At 67.4% G+C, this 16,738-nt stretch carries 12 protein-coding genes and 1 tRNA gene; 5 read left to right on the forward strand and 8 right to left on the reverse strand.

Annotation, left to right across the window (positions count from 1 at the left end; all coding sequences use genetic code 11):
• Window positions 1–30: 30 nt before the first annotated feature.
• The 4 genes from ACSE4D_RS11450 to ACSE4D_RS11465 form a co-directional block, all read right to left on the reverse strand.
• The gene (locus tag ACSE4D_RS11450; RefSeq protein WP_135539196.1) at window positions 31–1,536 is read right to left on the reverse strand and encodes an amino acid permease; all 1,506 of its coding nucleotides are present in this window, start codon (window positions 1,534–1,536) and stop codon (window positions 31–33) included.
• 227 nt (window positions 1,537–1,763) lie between these two features.
• Window positions 1,764–2,585: an SDR family NAD(P)-dependent oxidoreductase gene (locus ACSE4D_RS11455; protein ID WP_425119896.1), complete on the reverse strand. Its 822-nt coding sequence runs from the start codon at window positions 2,583–2,585 to the stop codon at window positions 1,764–1,766.
• A gap of 122 nt (window positions 2,586–2,707) precedes the next feature.
• The gene (locus tag ACSE4D_RS11460) at window positions 2,708–4,003 is read right to left on the reverse strand and encodes a DUF4032 domain-containing protein (RefSeq protein WP_436325971.1); all 1,296 of its coding nucleotides are present in this window, start codon (window positions 4,001–4,003) and stop codon (window positions 2,708–2,710) included.
• A 3-nt stretch (window positions 4,004–4,006) separates the two neighbouring features.
• Entirely contained in the window at window positions 4,007–4,780 is a 774-nt protein-coding gene (locus tag ACSE4D_RS11465; RefSeq protein ID WP_436325972.1) for an ABC transporter ATP-binding protein, read from the reverse strand.
• A 117-nt stretch (window positions 4,781–4,897) separates the two neighbouring features.
• On the opposite strand from ACSE4D_RS11465, the gene ACSE4D_RS11470 reads away from it, so the two are divergent.
• Complete coding sequence (locus tag ACSE4D_RS11470) at window positions 4,898–5,911, forward strand: LacI family DNA-binding transcriptional regulator (RefSeq protein WP_425119898.1); 1,014 nt, start codon at window positions 4,898–4,900, stop codon at window positions 5,909–5,911.
• The gene (locus ACSE4D_RS11475; RefSeq protein ID WP_135539190.1) at window positions 5,908–6,999 is read left to right on the forward strand and encodes a LacI family DNA-binding transcriptional regulator; all 1,092 of its coding nucleotides are present in this window, start codon (window positions 5,908–5,910) and stop codon (window positions 6,997–6,999) included. The genes ACSE4D_RS11470 and ACSE4D_RS11475 overlap by 4 nt, the downstream gene beginning before the upstream one ends.
• Window positions 7,000–7,084: 85 nt before the next feature.
• Here the strand turns inward: ACSE4D_RS11475 and ACSE4D_RS11480 are convergent, their stop codons facing one another.
• Window positions 7,085–8,077 carry a trehalose-phosphatase gene (locus tag ACSE4D_RS11480; protein WP_436325973.1) on the reverse strand — a complete coding sequence of 331 codons (993 nt, stop codon included), beginning with the start codon at window positions 8,075–8,077 and terminating at the stop codon, window positions 7,085–7,087.
• A 16-nt stretch (window positions 8,078–8,093) separates the two neighbouring features.
• Window positions 8,094–9,683, reverse strand: a complete 1,590-nt coding sequence (locus ACSE4D_RS11485; protein WP_426937093.1) for an alpha,alpha-trehalose-phosphate synthase (UDP-forming) — start codon at window positions 9,681–9,683, stop codon at window positions 8,094–8,096.
• 65 nt (window positions 9,684–9,748) lie between these two features.
• On the opposite strand from ACSE4D_RS11485, the gene ACSE4D_RS11490 reads away from it, so the two are divergent.
• The 3 genes from ACSE4D_RS11490 (at window position 9,749) to ACSE4D_RS11500 (ending at window position 13,086) form a co-directional block, all read left to right on the forward strand.
• Window positions 9,749–11,755, forward strand: a complete 2,007-nt coding sequence (locus ACSE4D_RS11490) for a serine/threonine-protein kinase (protein ID WP_426937094.1) — start codon at window positions 9,749–9,751, stop codon at window positions 11,753–11,755.
• A 233-nt stretch (window positions 11,756–11,988) separates the two neighbouring features.
• The gene (locus tag ACSE4D_RS11495) at window positions 11,989–12,849 is read left to right on the forward strand and encodes a DsbA family protein (protein WP_426937095.1); all 861 of its coding nucleotides are present in this window, start codon (window positions 11,989–11,991) and stop codon (window positions 12,847–12,849) included.
• A gap of 161 nt (window positions 12,850–13,010) precedes the next feature.
• Window positions 13,011–13,086, forward strand: a tRNA-Thr gene (locus ACSE4D_RS11500).
• Between the two features lie 122 nt (window positions 13,087–13,208).
• Here ACSE4D_RS11500 and ACSE4D_RS11505 read toward each other — a convergent pair.
• Window positions 13,209–15,221: an ABC1 kinase family protein gene (locus tag ACSE4D_RS11505; protein WP_436325974.1), complete on the reverse strand. Its 2,013-nt coding sequence runs from the start codon at window positions 15,219–15,221 to the stop codon at window positions 13,209–13,211.
• A 139-nt stretch (window positions 15,222–15,360) separates the two neighbouring features.
• Window positions 15,361–16,710, reverse strand: a complete 1,350-nt coding sequence (locus ACSE4D_RS11510) for an MFS transporter (protein WP_436325975.1) — start codon at window positions 16,708–16,710, stop codon at window positions 15,361–15,363.
• Window positions 16,711–16,738: the final 28 nt, after the last annotated feature.

Below are 16,738 nucleotides of genomic sequence, written 5' to 3' on the forward strand. Positions count from 1 at the left end.
CGAGGTTGCTGCGCCGCCGTCACGTAGCAATTAGGAGTTTACGGTGGTGCGATAGCTGGTCTCGGACAGCTGCCCGACGACGGAATGGCGGCGACTGTAGGTGAAGTAGACCAGCGCACCGACGGCCATCCAGACGCCGAAGACGATCCAGGTCCGACCGCCGAGGTTGACCATGAGGAACGCACACGCCAGCGCACCCAGCGCCGGCACGACCGGGCCGAAGGGGACCTTGAACGACCGGTCGAGATCGGGGCGCTTGAAGCGCAGGTAGATGACGGCGAGATTGACGAGGCAGAACGCGAAGAGCGTGCCGATGCTCGTGGCGTCGGCGAGTTCGCCGAGGGGGATGAACGCCGCGGTGAGCGCCACGAGTCCGCCGATGATGAGCGTGCCGACCAGGGGAGTGCCGGTGCGCTGGGAGACGCGGCTGAAGATCTTCGGCACCATTCCGTCGCGGGACATCGTCAGCAGGATCCGCGACTGCCCGTAGAGGACCGTGATGACCACGGAGAAGATCGCGAGCACCGCGGCCACGGCGAAGACGAGCACGGCGATGTTCGACCCGGTGATCTCTTCGACGATCTGGACCAGCGGGGCGTGTGCGGACTCGAACCACTGCCAGTGACGGGCGCCGATCGCGGTGACGGCGACGAGGACGTACATCGAGGTGACGATGAGCATCGAGAAGATGATCGCCCGCGGCAGGTCACGCCGAGGGTTCTTCGCCTCCTCACCGGCTGTCGAGGCGGCGTCGAAGCCGATATAGGAGAAGAACACGCTCGAGGCGGCCGCGGTGACACCGGCGGCGCCCATCGGCAGCATCGGAGCGAAGTTGCCGGCCTTGAAAGCGGTGAAGGCGACGATGGCGAAGAACACGAGGATGCCGAGCTTGACGAAGACGAGGATCGTGTTGACGATGCCGGACTCTCGGGCACCGCGCATGAGCAGCACGGTCGCCAGAGCCACGACGACGAGCGCGGAGACGTTGATGACCCCGCCGGGATTGTCCGCCAGACCGGGTCCTGTGGTCAGCGCAGCCGGCAGCTCGAGACCGAAGACGCGCAGGGTCTCATTGACGTAGTCGGCGGCTCCGACGGCGACCGCGGCCACGGAGACCGCGTATTCGAGCACGAGACACCAGCCGCAGACCCAGGCCACACCCTCGCCGAGGGTGGCGTAGGAGTACGAGTAGCTCGATCCCGACACCGGAACCATGCCCGCCATCTCGGCATAGCTGACTGCCGAGAGCAGCGCCGTGAGTCCTGCGAGGACGAAGGCCAGCCAGACGGCGGGACCCGCAACGGGAACGGCCTCGCCGAGGATGACGAGGATTCCCGTGCCCAAGGTGGCGCCGACGCTGATCATCGTCAGCTGGAAGACGCCGAAGGTCCGACGCAGACCACCGGACTCACCGGACTCCGCTGCGGCCTGCGCTTCTGCGGTCATGGCGCTGATCGATTTGCGTCGTCCCAGCTGCCGCAGCACCCCGGTGGGGGTGGGCGTCGGCGGGGTGGATGGATCAGGCGAAACGGTCATATACATAGTTTTGCATAAAAATACATGACTCTTCGGGTGGGAGCCCCGCGATCACGGGCATCGGCGGCATGAATCGTCGCGGATCTCACACCGCGAGCCCGACGATCGGGAACCACGCTTGCCGAACCCGACCGGCGAGATCTCAGACGTCGAGCCCGACGATCGGGAACCACGCTTGCCGAACCCGACCGGCGAGATCTCAGACGTCGAGCCCGACGGGCGAGATCTCAGACGTCGGGGGTGAACCGTCCGTCCTGTGCCATCCACCCGCCGTCGACGAGCTGCGAATGGCCGGTGACGTAGCTCGAGGCGTCCGAGGCGAGGAACACGACGGGCCCGGCGATTTCGTGCAGGCGTCCCCACCGGCCCAGTGCGGTCTTGTCCGCGTAGGCGCCCCACCACCTCTCGTCGGCCTTGATCTGCTGGGTGAGCGGGGTGTCGAAGGGTCCGGGCAGCACCGCGTTCACGCGCACACCCTGCCCGCCGAGCTCGCTTGCGAGAGTCTTCGTCAGCTGCACGACACCGGCCTTCGCCGCGGCGTAGAGCCCCTGTCCGGGTTCGATGGCCAGTGCCCGGAACGAGGCGTAGGTGACGATCGAGCCGCGACCGCGGGTCGCCATCTCCCGACCGAACCCGCGCAGCAGCCGGTACGTGCCCTTGAGGTTGATGTCGATGACCCGATCGAACTCGTCATCGCTGGTCGCTGTGAGGCGTTTGCGCACGTTCGCCCCCGGGGTGACGACGAGGGCCTGGGCATCGGCGTGGTCGGCGACGAGAGATTCGACGGAGTCCGTGTCCGTGATGTCCACGGCGCGGGCCTCAGCGGATCCGACACCGCGGGCGGAGATGAGCGCGGCGGTGTCCTCGGCGCCGCCGAGGTTGAGGTCGGCGGCGATGACGTGGGCACCGGCATCGGCGAGGCCGATGGCGCTGGCTTGGCCCAGCCCGGATCCGGCCCCGACGACGACGGCCGTGCGTCCGCTGAGGTCGAACAGGGAGGTGATCGACGGGTTGGTCTCGTTCGTGGGCATCAGCTCGTTCGTGGTCATCGGGGTCCTTCCAGGGCGGAATCGGTGCGAGAGGGACGTCATCGTCGCCTCCGTCGAGTTCCAAGGTATGCCCGCCGAGGCGGCCCCGCCCTCGTCGTTTCACCTTGTGGAACGGCGCGGGTTCAGAACTTCTTGCTGTCGACGTAGCGGATCTCGTCGGGCAGGTTCGCCAGGTAGTCGACGATGAAGTACGCGATGGCCTCCATCGTCGGGATGTCGCGTTGGCGGGCGCGGGCCATGGTGCGGCGGTGTTCGGCGAATTCGTAGAAGATCTGACCTGGCTCGAGCTTGCGGGTGAGGTTCTGCGGGATCGCCTGGATGAGCGGTTTGTAGACCTCGTCGAGCCACCGGCGGGCGGCTTGGGATTCATCGAGTTCGTCGACCTCGGCGATCTCCGGGGCGGAGCGGAAGGAATCGAGGTCGTTGAGCATCGCGCGGGCCTGGTTCTCGTTGGCGCCGATGCCGGTCAGGCGCAGCAGACGCCGGGAGTGGTGGTTGGGTTCGACGATCTTCGGTTCGACGAGCAGGCTGATGCCGTCGATATCGGTCGTCACGGTCAGCTCGCCGAGGTCGAAGCCGAGGGCATTGAGTCGGCGGATGCGTTCGTCGATGCGCCAGCGTTCGTTGACGCTGAACTCCTCGACCCGGGTCAGCTCCGCCCACAGGGCGTTGTAGGACTCGCACAGGCGTTCGCTGGCCGCCAGCGGGTCGGTCTCCGGGGCGACGAGGCCCGCGGCCTGAAGGTCGAGGAAGTCTCCGGCGATATTCATCCGTGCGATCCGCAGATCCATGTTCCGCTGCCCGTCGGAGAGCTGATCGTGCAGCTCCCCGGTCTCGGCGTCGACGACATAGGCGGCATAGGCGTCGGCGTCGCGGCGGAAGAGTGTGTTCGACAGGGACACATCGCCCCAGAAGAAGCCGACCAGGTGGAGGCGGGCCAGCAGCACGGCCAGGGCGTCGACGAGGCGATCGCCGGTGTCCCGGGCGAGGTCCCGGGAGAAGAGGGCACGGTAGGGCAGTGAGAACTCGAGGTACGCGGTGATGAGTGCGCCGTTGAGCTTCTGGCCGGATGCGGTGGTGCGGCCGGTGACGATGGCGCGGGGTTCGACGAGAGGGACATCGAGGTTGCCGAGTGCACCGAGGATGTCGAATTCGCGCACCGCCTGCTTGTCCTCGGTCTCCTTGATCGCGAGTACCTCGTCGCCGATCTCGACATAGCGCACGACATGACGGGAGATGCCGCGGGGCAGACCGCCGAGCAGGGTCTCCGGCCAGTCGGCCAAGGGCAGATGCCAGGGCAGTTCGGCCAGCTGGGCATGGTTGGAATCCCGGATCGTGTGGATCTGCGGCGCAGGGGGACGGGCGATCGCGGCGGCGGTCCCGGCCGCGGAGTCACCGGGAGTCGGGGTGCCCGCCACGGTTCAGGAGTCCGTGTCGGAGATCGACGCCACGATCGCCTCGGCGAGTTCCGGTGTCTCCACCCCGATGAGCCGACCGTGGTCGAGGAAGGCGATCCGGTCGCCGAGGATCTTCGCGTCCTCGAGGTCGGAGGTGGCGTAGATGGTGGTCAGACCGAATTCCTGCTGCAGTTTCTTGATGAGCGCCAGCGTCTCGGACTGCTGTTCGGGGACGAGGTTGACCACGGGCTCGTCCATGATGAGCACCTTCGGGCGGCGCACGACGGCCCGGGCCAGGGCCACGGTCTGCCGCTGCAGCTGGGTGAGGTCGCCGGGGACGGAATCGAGGATCTCGGTGAGGCCGATCTTGTCCATCACGGTTTCGACGCGGTCTGTGATCTCCTCGGCCGGCAGTCCGTCGACCCGGAGGGCGAAGCCGAGGTTGTCGCGCACGCTCATGTGCGGGTAGAGGGCGTAGCTCTCCAGGGCCAGGGTCACGTCGCGGTCGTTGACGGCGGCATGGGTGATGTCGACGCCGTCGATGAGGATGGTGCCCGTCTTCGGGGTCTCGAGCCCGTGGAGCATCCTCAGGATCGTCGATTTGCCCGACCCGGAAGGGCCGTAGAGGACGAGGAATTCGCCGGTGTCGACGAAGAGGTTGAAGGGGTGTACGGATTCGGACGTCGTGTTCTCGTAGATATGACTGAGGCCATTCAACGACACCGTTGACATACGTCCTCCTTTGGGTAAATCGGTGAGCAGCTGGTCGTCGGTGACCTGGCGGGGATGCTCAGTCACCCTTATCCTACGGGGTGGATCGGTCGGGTGCTCAGTCTATTCGACAAAGCGTAGAGTGATTCTCAGCACGACCACAGTGCACAGATGCAGACATCGGCCGAAAGTAGACTGCAAGGTATGAAGGTCACGCTGGAGGAGGTCGCCGCCCGGGCGGGAGTGTCCCTGGCCACGGTCTCTCGCGTCCTCGGCAGGCGCGATGCCGTTGCCGCGGCGACGCGGACGAAGGTCCTCGAGGCGATGAACGAGCTCGGATACTCGCGTTCGACCCTGCTCCATGACGCGCCGAGGCGGCTTGTGGCGGTGAGCGCTCCGGGCAATCCCGAACATTGGCAGGTCCAGGTCTGCACCCGGGTGGCCAAAGCCCTGCAGGATCATGATCTGCTCGTCACCCGCCCGTTGGTCGAGACCGATCCGGAGCCGCTGCGAGTGGCGATCGATGCCGGTGCCGTGGCTCTCGTGACCCCGACCCTGACGAGTCTGCATACCGAGATCCCCTGCATCCGGGTCGACGAACAGTCCGCAGCCGGTGGCGACGACCCCGGCGGTGAGCCCAGCAGTGAGTCCGGGCGCGGCAGTGCCGATATCATCGCCGCCCGCCTCGACCTCGGCGGTGGGATGACGACGGCGTTCGAACATCTGCGAGCGATCGGGCACCGGAGGATCGGGCTGATCTGCAACGACAGCGGCGAACTCGCCGTGCAGCTCATCCGCCGCTTCCGTGCCGAGCACCCGGCGAGGAACCTCGGGCTCGACCTCGAGGACTGGATCGCCCGCGTGCCGAAGTCGTTCTCCGGCGGATCCCGGGCCGTCCTCGAACTCAAGGATGCGACCTGCACCGCCGTCATCGTCCAATCCGCTCTGCAGCTGCACGGGGCACTGCACGGACTGCGCAACCGGCATCTGCAGGTGCCGCGGGACATGTCTGTCGTCGGCTTCGGCGACTCCCCGACGATGAAATTCACCGGCCCTCCTGCCACGGTTCTCGGTCTCGACGTCGAAGGTCTGTCGAATGCGCTGATCGCCGCGACTCTCAACACCCTGCGCATCACACCGACCGGACTGCCGACGGTGCCTCCGGTCTTCCGCCCGCGACTCATCGCCCGCACCTCGACGACGGCGGCCAGACAATGACCGGCCACCACCCGGGCCAGCCGCAGCCCGAACACCGGCACGTCCGCCTCTCCGAGATCGCCGGCGCCGCGGGAGTCTCGAAGGCCACCGCTTCCCGAGCCCTGCGTGACCCCGACTCGGTCTCAGCCGCCTCGCTGGCGAAGGTGCAGCAGGCGCTGGCCATCCTCGGAGCCGCCGGTCACAGTCCCGAGACCCAGCACATCGGACGTCCTCAGCCGGCGGGAGCCGGGACCGGGGAGCCGCTCATCGCGCTCATCAAACCTGCCGTCTCCGCCGGCAACGTCGATCCCTATTCACGGCTGGCAGAGATCCTGACGAACCGGATGTTCGCCCTGCGCATCGCCGTCGTCCACGTCGAGGCGATCGCCGAACGCAATGCGGCTCTGGCCGATACGATCCTCGGCGATGACCAAGGCGGTCCGAGGGTCTCCGGCGCCATCGTCGTCGGCGGAGGTGCGGCCGGAGCGCTCGCCGGGATGCTCGGCGAACGCGGACTGCCGCTCATTCGCATCTCGAACGCCCGCCACGACGACGGGATCTCTCGCATCTACCTCGACGCCACCGGCGGCATCGACACCGCCGTGGCTCACCTCGTCCACCTCGGACACCGCCGCATCGGACTGGCGGTGCTGCGCGACTCCGCGGCACCGGCCCGCATCGCCGGATTCCGCAAGGCGATGGCCGGCATCCTCCACATCCCCGCGACCCGCGATCAGGCCCCCGTCGTCGAGGCCGCCGGCGGTGCCATGGCCGGAGTCGCCGCCGCCGATGAGCTCCTCGACCTGCGCTGCACGGCCGTCATCGCCTGCGCTCCCTCGCTGTCGTTCGGTCTGCTCGAGGCCGCGCAGCGACTCAAGCTCGACGTCCCCCGGGACCTGTCGCTGCTCACGGTCGGCGACGTTCCCGACGCCGACGTCGTTCAGCCCCCGCTGTCGCAGGTCGTCTATGACTGGACGACCGTGGCGCAGTCGGCGATCGATGAGATCCGGACGATGATCGCCGCCGGTGAGAAGCGCGTGCACGTCGACTACACGGTCGACCCCGACCTTGTGCTCCGCGCCAGCGCGGTTCCCCCGCAGCGCCGCTGACGCCCAGGCGGACGGAATCGGACCCGCCCCTCGCCGAGGCGGCCGTGCCCGACCGCGGTTCGAACCCTGGGTCGGTGAGTCCAGTTCAGTGGCGACCGGCACCGAGGTGCTCGGCACGTTCCCGAGCGAGGCGGCCGAGGAGTTCGGCGACGGCCGCGGGATCGGCGATCCGCCAGGTGGCCGCGGTCGCGGCGGTCCCGACCTTGAGGGTCAGGCCGGCGTCGAGGGCGGGCTGTGCCGAGTCCGCTTGAGCGTCGCCCGCGCCTGCAGGCGATGAGACAGGCGACGAGGCGGGAGCCGTGAGCTCGGCGAGGGCGGCGAAGGCGTCTTCGTCGGTGACATCATCGCCGAGGTAGCCCATCGCACTCGGTGCCCCGGCGCGGGCGAGCAGCCGGATGCCGTCGCCCTTCGTCGCCTGCTTCACCGCGAGTTCGGTGATGTCGTGGCCTTCGATGACGCGGATGGCCGGGAACTCCTCAGCGACCTCGGTGGCGTGCTCGTGCAGGGCCGCCGCGACCTCGGGGGCGACACCGCGCGTGTGCACCGTGCGCGAATAGGGTTTGCGCTCGACGAGGACATCGGAAAAGCCTCCCGCCTCGGGCAGGGCGTGTTCGAAGGCCGCGATGTGCGCGTCGATGGCCGCGAGCATCTCCTGCTCGTGCGGTGTGAGCTCGGGGGACCGGGTGAGCGCTGAACCCGCGCCGACATCAGCCTCGACGTCGAGATGAGCATCCGTGCCGAGTTCGGAACCCGCACCGGGATCGGCTTCGGCGCCGAGGTCGGCTTCGGCGCCGTGGGAACCGATCATCCACACCGCTTCGGGCACCTGCGTCAGCCGCTGCAGGGTCGCGATGTCACGGCCGGAGACCAAGGCCACCCGAGTGTGCGGCAGCCGGGCCAGCTCGGCGATGGCCGCGGCCGAAGCCGGCACCATCCGGGACGTCTCCGGATCATCCTGCAGAGGAGCGAGCACCCCGTCGAAATCCAGGGCGAGGAGCAGCGAATCGGCGGTGACGAGCTCACGCAGATCCACCTCGGCGGGGGTCATCAGGGCAGGGGAGGGCACTGTCGTTTCCATTCTCACCAGGTGTCTTCTAGCGGGCGGTGGAGATCTCGGAGACCCAGTCGGCGTCCTCGGACCGCTGCGCACGATCCGACGGCGCTGCCGGGGTATCCGGTGGGGGAGCGGTCCGGCTCTTCTGCACCACGGGACGGTCGGGGACGATGGCCTCGGGATTGTGTTTGATGTGGTCGAGCTCGGCGAGGAAGTTCTTCGACCACAGACTCACGGTGTCCGTATCGACCTTCCGCCGCATCTGCCGCATCCGCCGCGTGCGCGTCTTCTCATCCATCTCCACGGCTTCGAGGATTCCGGCCTTGAGGTTGCCGATGTCGTGCGGGTTGACCATCACCGCCCCCTTGAGCTGCTCGGCCGCGCCCGTGAACTCGGAGAGCACGAGCGCCCCGTCATCGTTCTTCCGGCACGCCACGTACTCCTTGGCGACGAGGTTCATCCCATCGCGCAGAGCGGTCACGAGCATGACATCGGCGGCGAGGAAGAACGCGGTCATCTCATCGCGCGGATAGGAATGGTGGAGGTAGCGGACGGGAATCGATCCGACATCGGCCTGTTCTCCGTTGATCCGCCCGACGGCGAGCTCGACGTCATGCCGGATGATCTTGTACTGCTCGAGCCGCTCCCGCGACGGGGTCGCGATCTGGATGAGCACGACATCCTCGACGTTGAGCCGGCCTTCGGCAATGAGCTCCCCATAGGCCTTGAGCCGGTGCCGGATGCCCTTCGTATAGTCCATCCGGTCGACCCCGAGCATGACGACCTTCGGATTCCCGACATCCTCGCGGATCTGCCGGGCCCGTTCGACGATGTCGGGATCCTCGGCGAGCTGCTCGAGATACGGGGTGTCGATCGAGATCGGGAAGGCTTCGGCGCGGACGACATGCGCGGCCAGGGATTCGCCCTCGGGCACGAGGACCGTCGAGGCCTTCGTCGTGAAGTTCAGCCGACCACGGACCGCACGGCGGAAGTTCGCCGCATCCGCCGGACGCTGGAACCCGACGAGATCGGCGCCGAGGAGGCCCCTCAGGATCTCGTCCCGCCACGGCAGCTGAGCGAAGAGCTCATAGGGCGGGAACGGAATGTGGTTGAAGAAGCCGATGGCCACATCGGGGCGCATACGACGAACCATGAGCGGAACGAGCTGGAGCTGATAGTCATGGATCCACACGGTCGCGGACTCCGCAGCCACCTCGGCGACCTTCTGCGCGAAGCGCTCGTTGACCCGCACATACGCATCCCACCATGTGCGGTGGAACTCGGGCGGGACGATGACATCGTGGTAGAGCGGCCACAGAGTCGCGTTGGAAAACCCTTCGTAATACCTGCGGACATCCTCACTTGTCAGGGTCACCGGGGTCAGGTGCATGCCATCGATGGTGAAGGGGTCGAAATCCTGATCCGGCACCCCGGTCCACCCGATCCACGCACCCTCCTGGGCCTTCATCACGGGAGCCACCGCTGTGACCAAACCCCCAGGTGAGGTGCGCCATCCTCGGCTTTCGTCCTCGGGGTCGCGATCAACCGGAAGGCGGTTGGCCACCACGACGAAATCGCTGTCTCCGTACTGGGTTTCGGTGTGTGAATCGGCAGAGTTGACGGTGCTCATCTGCGCCTCCTCCTGTGTCGGTCCTTGGAATGAACTGTACTCGCTCGACTAGGCTTGGCCAGGTGATGGAACAGGAACTGGGGGGCTACCGCCTCATCGAGGAGCTCGGCTCGGGCGGCATGGGTGTCGTCTACCTCGGTGTCGACGGCGGAAACAACCCGGTCGCGGTCAAGGTCCTGCACCCTCACATCGCCAACGACGAGACCGCGCGCAAGCGCCTTGCCCGCGAGACTCGGACCCTGCGGCGCATCCGCCACCCGCGCATCGCCGAGGTCCTCGACGCCGAGCTCGACTCCGCGCAGCCGTTCATCATCACCGAATTCGTCGACGGGCAGACCCTGTCCGATGACGTCCGCGACAACGGCCCCTTCGCCGAGGATGAGCTCGTCCACTTCGGCCACGCCCTCCTCGACGCCCTCAACGCCGTCCACGAGGCCGGCGTCATCCACCGCGACCTCAAGCCCGCGAACGTGATGATCATGGACGGCGAACCGATGGTCATCGACTTCGGCATCGCGCAGGTCGCCGATGAAGTGCGAGTGACCGCGACCGGTCTCGTCATGGGCACACCCGGCTATCTCTCCCCGGAGATCGCCGACGGCAAGAGCTCGAGTGAGAAGACCGACTGGTGGGGGTGGGCCGCGACCATGGCCTTCGCCGCGACCGGCCGCAACCCCTATGGTTCCGGCCCCCTCGAAGCGGTGCTCGGTCGGGTCGCCATGGGCAAATTCGATCTTGACGGGGCACCGAGGAACTTCGTTCCGCTCATCGCCGCCTGCCTCGACCCGAAACCCGAACGCCGGCCGTCGGGGCAGATGATCCTCGACGCTCTCGTCGACATCGAATCCGGGCGGATGCCGCAGCTCGGATCGGGACCCAGCGGAGGAGCCGGCGGGGGAGTGCAGCGTTCGCCGAGCGGAACCGCGGTCATGCCCGCAGTCGATGACGGGCCGGGCGCCGGATTCGGCGCGGCCGGGGCGGCCGCCGGTGGCGCGGTCCTGGGCGGTGCCGCGGGGTATGGTGCCGCAGGTGTTGCGGGACAGGGCGGTCCGCACCCAGGACAGTACGCCGGTACTCCCGGTGGGCAGCCGCACTATCCCGGCGCCAGCAGACCATCGAACTATTCGGGCTCCGGCTACGGGGCGGACCAGTTCGGCAGGGGCGGGCAGATGCCCGGCCAACCCCAGCAGGGCACCGCTGCGCCGCTCGGCCCCGAAGGAAATATCCAGGCCGGCCCGGAATCCCCGCTGGCCGGAGCCGACCTCGGTCGGTCCGGATTCGCCCAGCACGGGCAGGGCGGCCACCCCGGACAGGGACTGGCACCCGGACAGGCACAGGGCTTCGTCGGGTCGAACGGTCAGGGGATGCAGCCGCAGGGTCAGGGTCCGTGGACCGGACCCGGCGGACCCGATGGTCAGGGCATTGCGCCCGGCGGCCAGGGGATGCAGCCCGGCGGCCGACCGTGGATGCCGATGACCTATCGGCGGGTGCGCAGCGGCGGTTGGGTCGTCTTCGGCCTCATCGTGCTCGGTGTGGCCGTCATGCCGTTGAGCCCTCTGGTCGTCTGCCTCATCGCACTCATCTGGTCGGTTGCCGCACGCACCGGTACGCGTCTGGATCGGAAGGTCCAGCGGTATCGGTTCGACCGCGGATTGGAGACGGGCGGATTCGGGCGGGCGCTCGCCTCGGCGCCTGGCGCTGTCCTGGCCTCGGCCCTGACCTCCGTGGCCTCAGTCATCCTGCCGGCGATCGCGGCCACCGCCGCACTCGTGCTCACTCGCCTCGACATCGGCGGGGTCGTGCCCAGCGGAGCCTCCGAACAGTGGTCGGTGTGGACGGCCGGAGCCGCGGGCGCCCTCGTGCTGTGGGTGGGTCCTGGAGCGTCGAGTCTGCGTTACGGTTCGCGGCTGCTGGTCTCGGGCGCCACCCGCAATCAGCTCGGGCGTCTCATCGCTCTGGCCGTGATCGTGCTGCTCGTGATCCTCGCCCTGATGGTCATTCAATCGGGTGCGGCCATGTCCTGGTGGCCGCTGACGATCAGCCCCTTCGATCACCTGCCCGGCCCGGTGTGAGCTGAGCCGATGCGTGCTGCCGATGCAGCCTGGGCGAGCCGAAGCCGTGTGCGCCGCGACGAGGCGCCCTCACCGGGCGGCAGGTAGTTGAACGTTGTAGTTGAACCTTGAATATTTCTGGGAATCGGTCCCCGACGGGTTTCGGTACAGTGGTGCCGTCGGGGAGCGGAAGGCATCCCGAACCGTTCGGGCCCCAGGCCGCACCGATGTCAGACGATCCAACGTGAGGAACAATGGCGAAGAACAGCTCCGGAGACGATAAGCGGAACAAGGCGCGCGCGAACGCCCGTCAGATCGCGGCGAATCAGGCGAAGAAGGAGAAAACCGCAAAGACGGTCCTCTACGTCGGCATCGGCGTCGTCATCGTCGCGGTTCTTGCCGTCGTCGGTGTGCTCGTCTTCCAGCAGAGCAAGCCTGCAGCGAACCCCGAGAACTACATCGCCGACGGAATCACCGTCGGCAAGGACGAAGCACTCGTGCAGCCGTTGAAGATGCCCGAAGGTGAGAGTTCGGACCTGCCCGCGCCGAGCGAGGCCGGAGCGAAGAAGGACGCTGCCACGGTCACCGTCTACCTCGACTTCCAGTGCCCCGGCTGCCAGGCCTTCGAGCAGACCAACTCGTCGATGCTCAAGAAGCTCGCCGATGAGGGATCGATCGTCGTCAACTACAAGCCGGTGTCGTTCCTCGACCGCATGTCCAGCGGCAACGAGTACTCGACCCGGGCGGCGAACCTCGCGGCGTGTGCCATCGACAGCCAGCCCGAGAAGGCCCTGGACCTCTTCGACGCCCTCTACGCTCAGCAGCCCGAAGAAGGCGGCGACGGGCGCAGCGACGAAGAGCTGCTCGAGGTCGCCGAGAAGGCCGGTGTCGACACCTCGAAGAAGCTGTCGTCTGATTCCGAGCAGACCGTGAAGTCCTGCGTCAGCGAGAAGGGCTTCGAGAAGTTCGTCGAGAAGTCGAGCCAGGATGCCCTGGACGACGGCGTCGAAGCCGCCCCGTGGGTGCTCATCAACGGCAAGCACACCGACAAGACCAGCGACGCGCAGGCTCTGGCCGCCGAGATCCTCAAGGCGACCGGAGAGTTCAAGGGCTGATCGCCTGAGGCTTCCGGCCCGGGACCGGACTGGACACGGACCGGAACCAGCCTAGCCCGCCCGGCCGGGGCTGGGGCCGGCCATCGTCGCCTCCGCGGTTTTGTGGCAGGCGCGGCCGATGGACTACTATCATGTAGGCGCAGACGCTCTGTCTGCGGCACGCCTCCTTAGCTCAGTTGGTAGAGCACCGCTCTTGTAAAGCGAAGGTCGTCAGTTCGAGTCTGACAGGGGGCTCCACCAGAACAAGCCCCGCGCACCGCTGGAAACAGCGGAGCGCGGGGCTTGTGCGTGTTCGTGTGCCGAAGGGCGCTGCCCGAAAGCTCGGTCGAGGACGGAGGAGCCGAGGCGCAGTCGTCGCGCTACTCGTCCGCGTCGCGTTTGAACACGAGCATGAGCGAACGCATGCTCAGCACGAAGCCGCCGAAGAGCAGCACGAAGCCGAAGAAGGAATACAGGCGGATGTCCTTCGTCAGCAGCGGCCCCTCATTGCTGGTGATGAGCATGATCGCTCCCACCACGGCGGCCCCGGCGAGGACGGCGACGATGAGCTGCTGGAACAGGCTGGTGAGGAAGCTGCGATCGGAGGGATTCTCGAGCACACGCATGTTCATCGAGAACCGGCCCCGTTCGAGGTCCTCGGTGATCTTGTTGATCCGGCGGGGCATTCGGTCGATCATCGGCATCAGCTGCAGCGCCCGACGCTGAAGCTCATCGGTGATCTTCGTGCCTTTGAGCTTCGACCTCACGAGCCTGTTGCCCTCCTGCCGGGACACGGCGACGACGTCGAAATTCGGATCGATCGTCAGCAGCGCTCCCTCCACGGAGGCCATCGCCCGGAAAGCGGCGCTGATCGGCGCCGGCACGGAGAACCGATGCGCGAGCACGAGATTGAACAGGTCGTCGAAGAGCTTCTGCCCCTGTGTCGCACGGGTGCCTCCGCCGTAGCGCAGGAGGAGTTCGCCGACGGCGCGTTCGACCTCTCGGTCATCGAGCCCGTCGGGCCGTCCGAGCAGTTCGATGAGTGAGTCGGTGGCTCCGGCACTGTCGTTCTGATCGATCGAATAGAGCATGAGACCCAGAGACGTCTGCGTGCCCGGATCGAGTCGACCGACGGCACCGAAGTCGAGAAGTCCCAGTTTCCCGTCGGGGGTGATGAAGATGTTCCCGGCGTGCAGATCGGCGTGGAAGATCCCGTCACCGATGATCTGCTCGAGCGTGGCTCCCAGCAGCGTCGTCGCCAACCGGGATCGTTCGGCATCGCTGAGTCCGCTCAGCAGCTCCCCAGCTCGTGATACCGGCTGACCGGGCAGCCGGTCCATGATCAGCAGGCGTTCGCCGCTGAGCTGCGGGTAGCCGTGTGGGACGGTGACGTCGAACTTCCCCGACCGTTTGAGCGAGGCCTCGATGCTGGCCATGTTGTCCAGCTCGATCCGATAGTCGAGCTCCTCTTCGAGCGTATTCGCGAACCCCGCTGCCAGCGACTTCACCCCCAGATCCCGGCCCCAGGTCGTGGTCTTGTTCAGCCATGCCGCCAGCCTCAGGATGATGTCGAGGTCCTGCGTGACCTGGTTGAGCGCCTTCGGCCGCTGCACCTTGACGATGACCTCCGTGCCGTCGAGCAGTGTCGCCTCATGCACCTGTGCCACCGAGGCGGCCGCCAGGGGAGTGGGACTGATGTGCGCGATGACTTCGCGGATCGGTCGGCCGAGCCGCTCTTCGATGGCCGGTTCGATGACCGACCAGGGTTCCGGGGTGACCTGCGTCTGCAGGGTCTCGAGTTCACGGACGAACACGGGCGGGAGGATGTCTCGGCGGGTTGAGAGCATCTGTCCGAGCTTGACGAAGGTCACCCCCGCTGCGGCGAGGGATTCCTTGAGCGCCCGCGCGGTCTTGACCTCCCGGCCCGGCGAATCCCCGCCGAAGCCGCGCAGCTGGGAACCGAGCCCGTGCCTGACGGCAATGGAGACGACCTGGGCATAGCGGCGGGCGCGGCGACGGCGGGACTTCCACCCGAAGAACAGCGACTGCGGGCCGGGCAGGGATCCGGTGGGGAAGGCCGCTTCGAGCATGACGAGGGCGCCGACGCCCAGGGCGAAGATCCAGCCGAGGGCGAGCACCATGAACAGCATCGCCACTCCGGGGGAGACGTCGAGGCCGCTGACGTTCTGGCCGGTGCCGGCCCGATAGAGGTACTGGACGGTCACGGCCACGACGGCGCTCATGACGAGGCCGACGGCCAGCGTGCGGGGCCAGCCGGTGGGAACGCCGACGACGCGTCGGACCACGGTGGCGGCGAACCACGACTGCAGGAAGAGGAAGACGAGTGCGGCCAGGCTCACCAGCACATATCCACCGACGTCCAGTGCTTCCATCGATGACTCTCCTGATCCTGTTCGGGCTCTCAGCCGAACTTCGTCGAATCGGTCACCACCAGCCTAGTCCGTTCACCGAACGCGGTGCCGTGGCCGGGTTCAGCCCCTGCGGGGCGAGCCTGTGCGGCGCCCGTCCCACTCAGGGGCAGCCCGCGCGGGTTCCGCCCGTGCGGGGCGGGTCGAGGCGTCGCCGCCTTCCGGGCAGCCCGACCTGGCGGGCCCAGATGAGGATCCACGCCGCGCCGAGGAAGGCGAGCAGTCCCGGGAAGAGCACCCCGAACCGCAGGGTGGTCACAGTGATGATGAGTGAGAGCAGCGTCGGTCCGCCGAGCTTGCCGCCGTTGTTGAAGATCGCCCAGATGCCGAGGAACCGAGGCCGCCCGACCGCCGGGGACAGGTCCGCACCGATCGTCATGTTCACCCCCGCGCCGAGACCGTTGCCGAAGGCCATGACGGCTGCGGCGATGACCATTCCGGTCAGATCGGGCACCGCGACCATGACGACGAACCCGGTGCCGAAGATGCTCAGGCAGGCGACGAGGGTCGCGACCCGACCGAGGTGATCCTTGATGTAGGCGCCGAGGAACATGACGATGAGCTCGAGCCCGGCGCCGAAGGCGATGACCAGGGAGATCGACGATTTGTGGAGTCCGATCTCGACGCCCCACAGCTGGATGACCACGGGCTGGGCGGCACGGGCGGCCGCGAGCGTGATGATCGTGATGCCCACGAGCACCACCGACTTCCACCGCACCTCCCCGGGTGGGCGGCGATCCTTCTTCGGGCCCTTCCCCCGTCCGGATCCGGTCGCCGAGGCGGCTGAGGGCCCATCGTGGTCGCCCGGTTCGGCCGATGCCGAGGTGGGGGCCGCCTCGGGGCCGGAATCACCCGCCGAGGCAGGAGAGGGACGATCGTCGAATCCCGGGATCTGCGCGATCGGCAGGGCCATGATGACAATCGCGGCGACGGCGGTGAGGGCGGAGAAGACGAACACCGACCAGATAGGGAAGACGAGCATGAGGCCGGCACCGATCATCGGTCCGATGAGGTTGCCCACCCGCTGAGTCCCGCCGAGCGCGGTCATCGCCTTCGCGAGGTCGGCCGAGGGCATCACCTCGGCGACGACCGCCTGTCGGGCCAGACTCCACACGTCGGAGACGGGACCGAAGAGCATGAGCGCGACCGTGTAGACGAGCAGCGAGGCCGGGGACTCCCAGATGAAGGCCGCCACAATGGCGCTGAGGACGAGGATCGCGGCCGCCGTGGACACGGCCATGGCCCGGAAATCGCCGAGGCGGTCGATGAGGATTCCGGCCGGCACCGTGGCCGTCAAGGACACAGCCCCCATGATGCCGACGATGGCCGCGGCGAACGCCTGCGTCGAGCCCAGCGACAGTGCACCGAGGACGAGGATCGGCATGATCGCACCCAAGCCGACGGCGAAGAGCGCGAACGGCACGAGCACCGGCCACAGGATGGGTTTGAGCACGCCACAAGCTTAGTTGAGGCCACAGACG

This window comes from Brevibacterium sp. FAM 27836 (genome assembly GCF_051351055.1).
GTDB lineage: Bacteria > Actinomycetota > Actinomycetes > Actinomycetales > Brevibacteriaceae > Brevibacterium.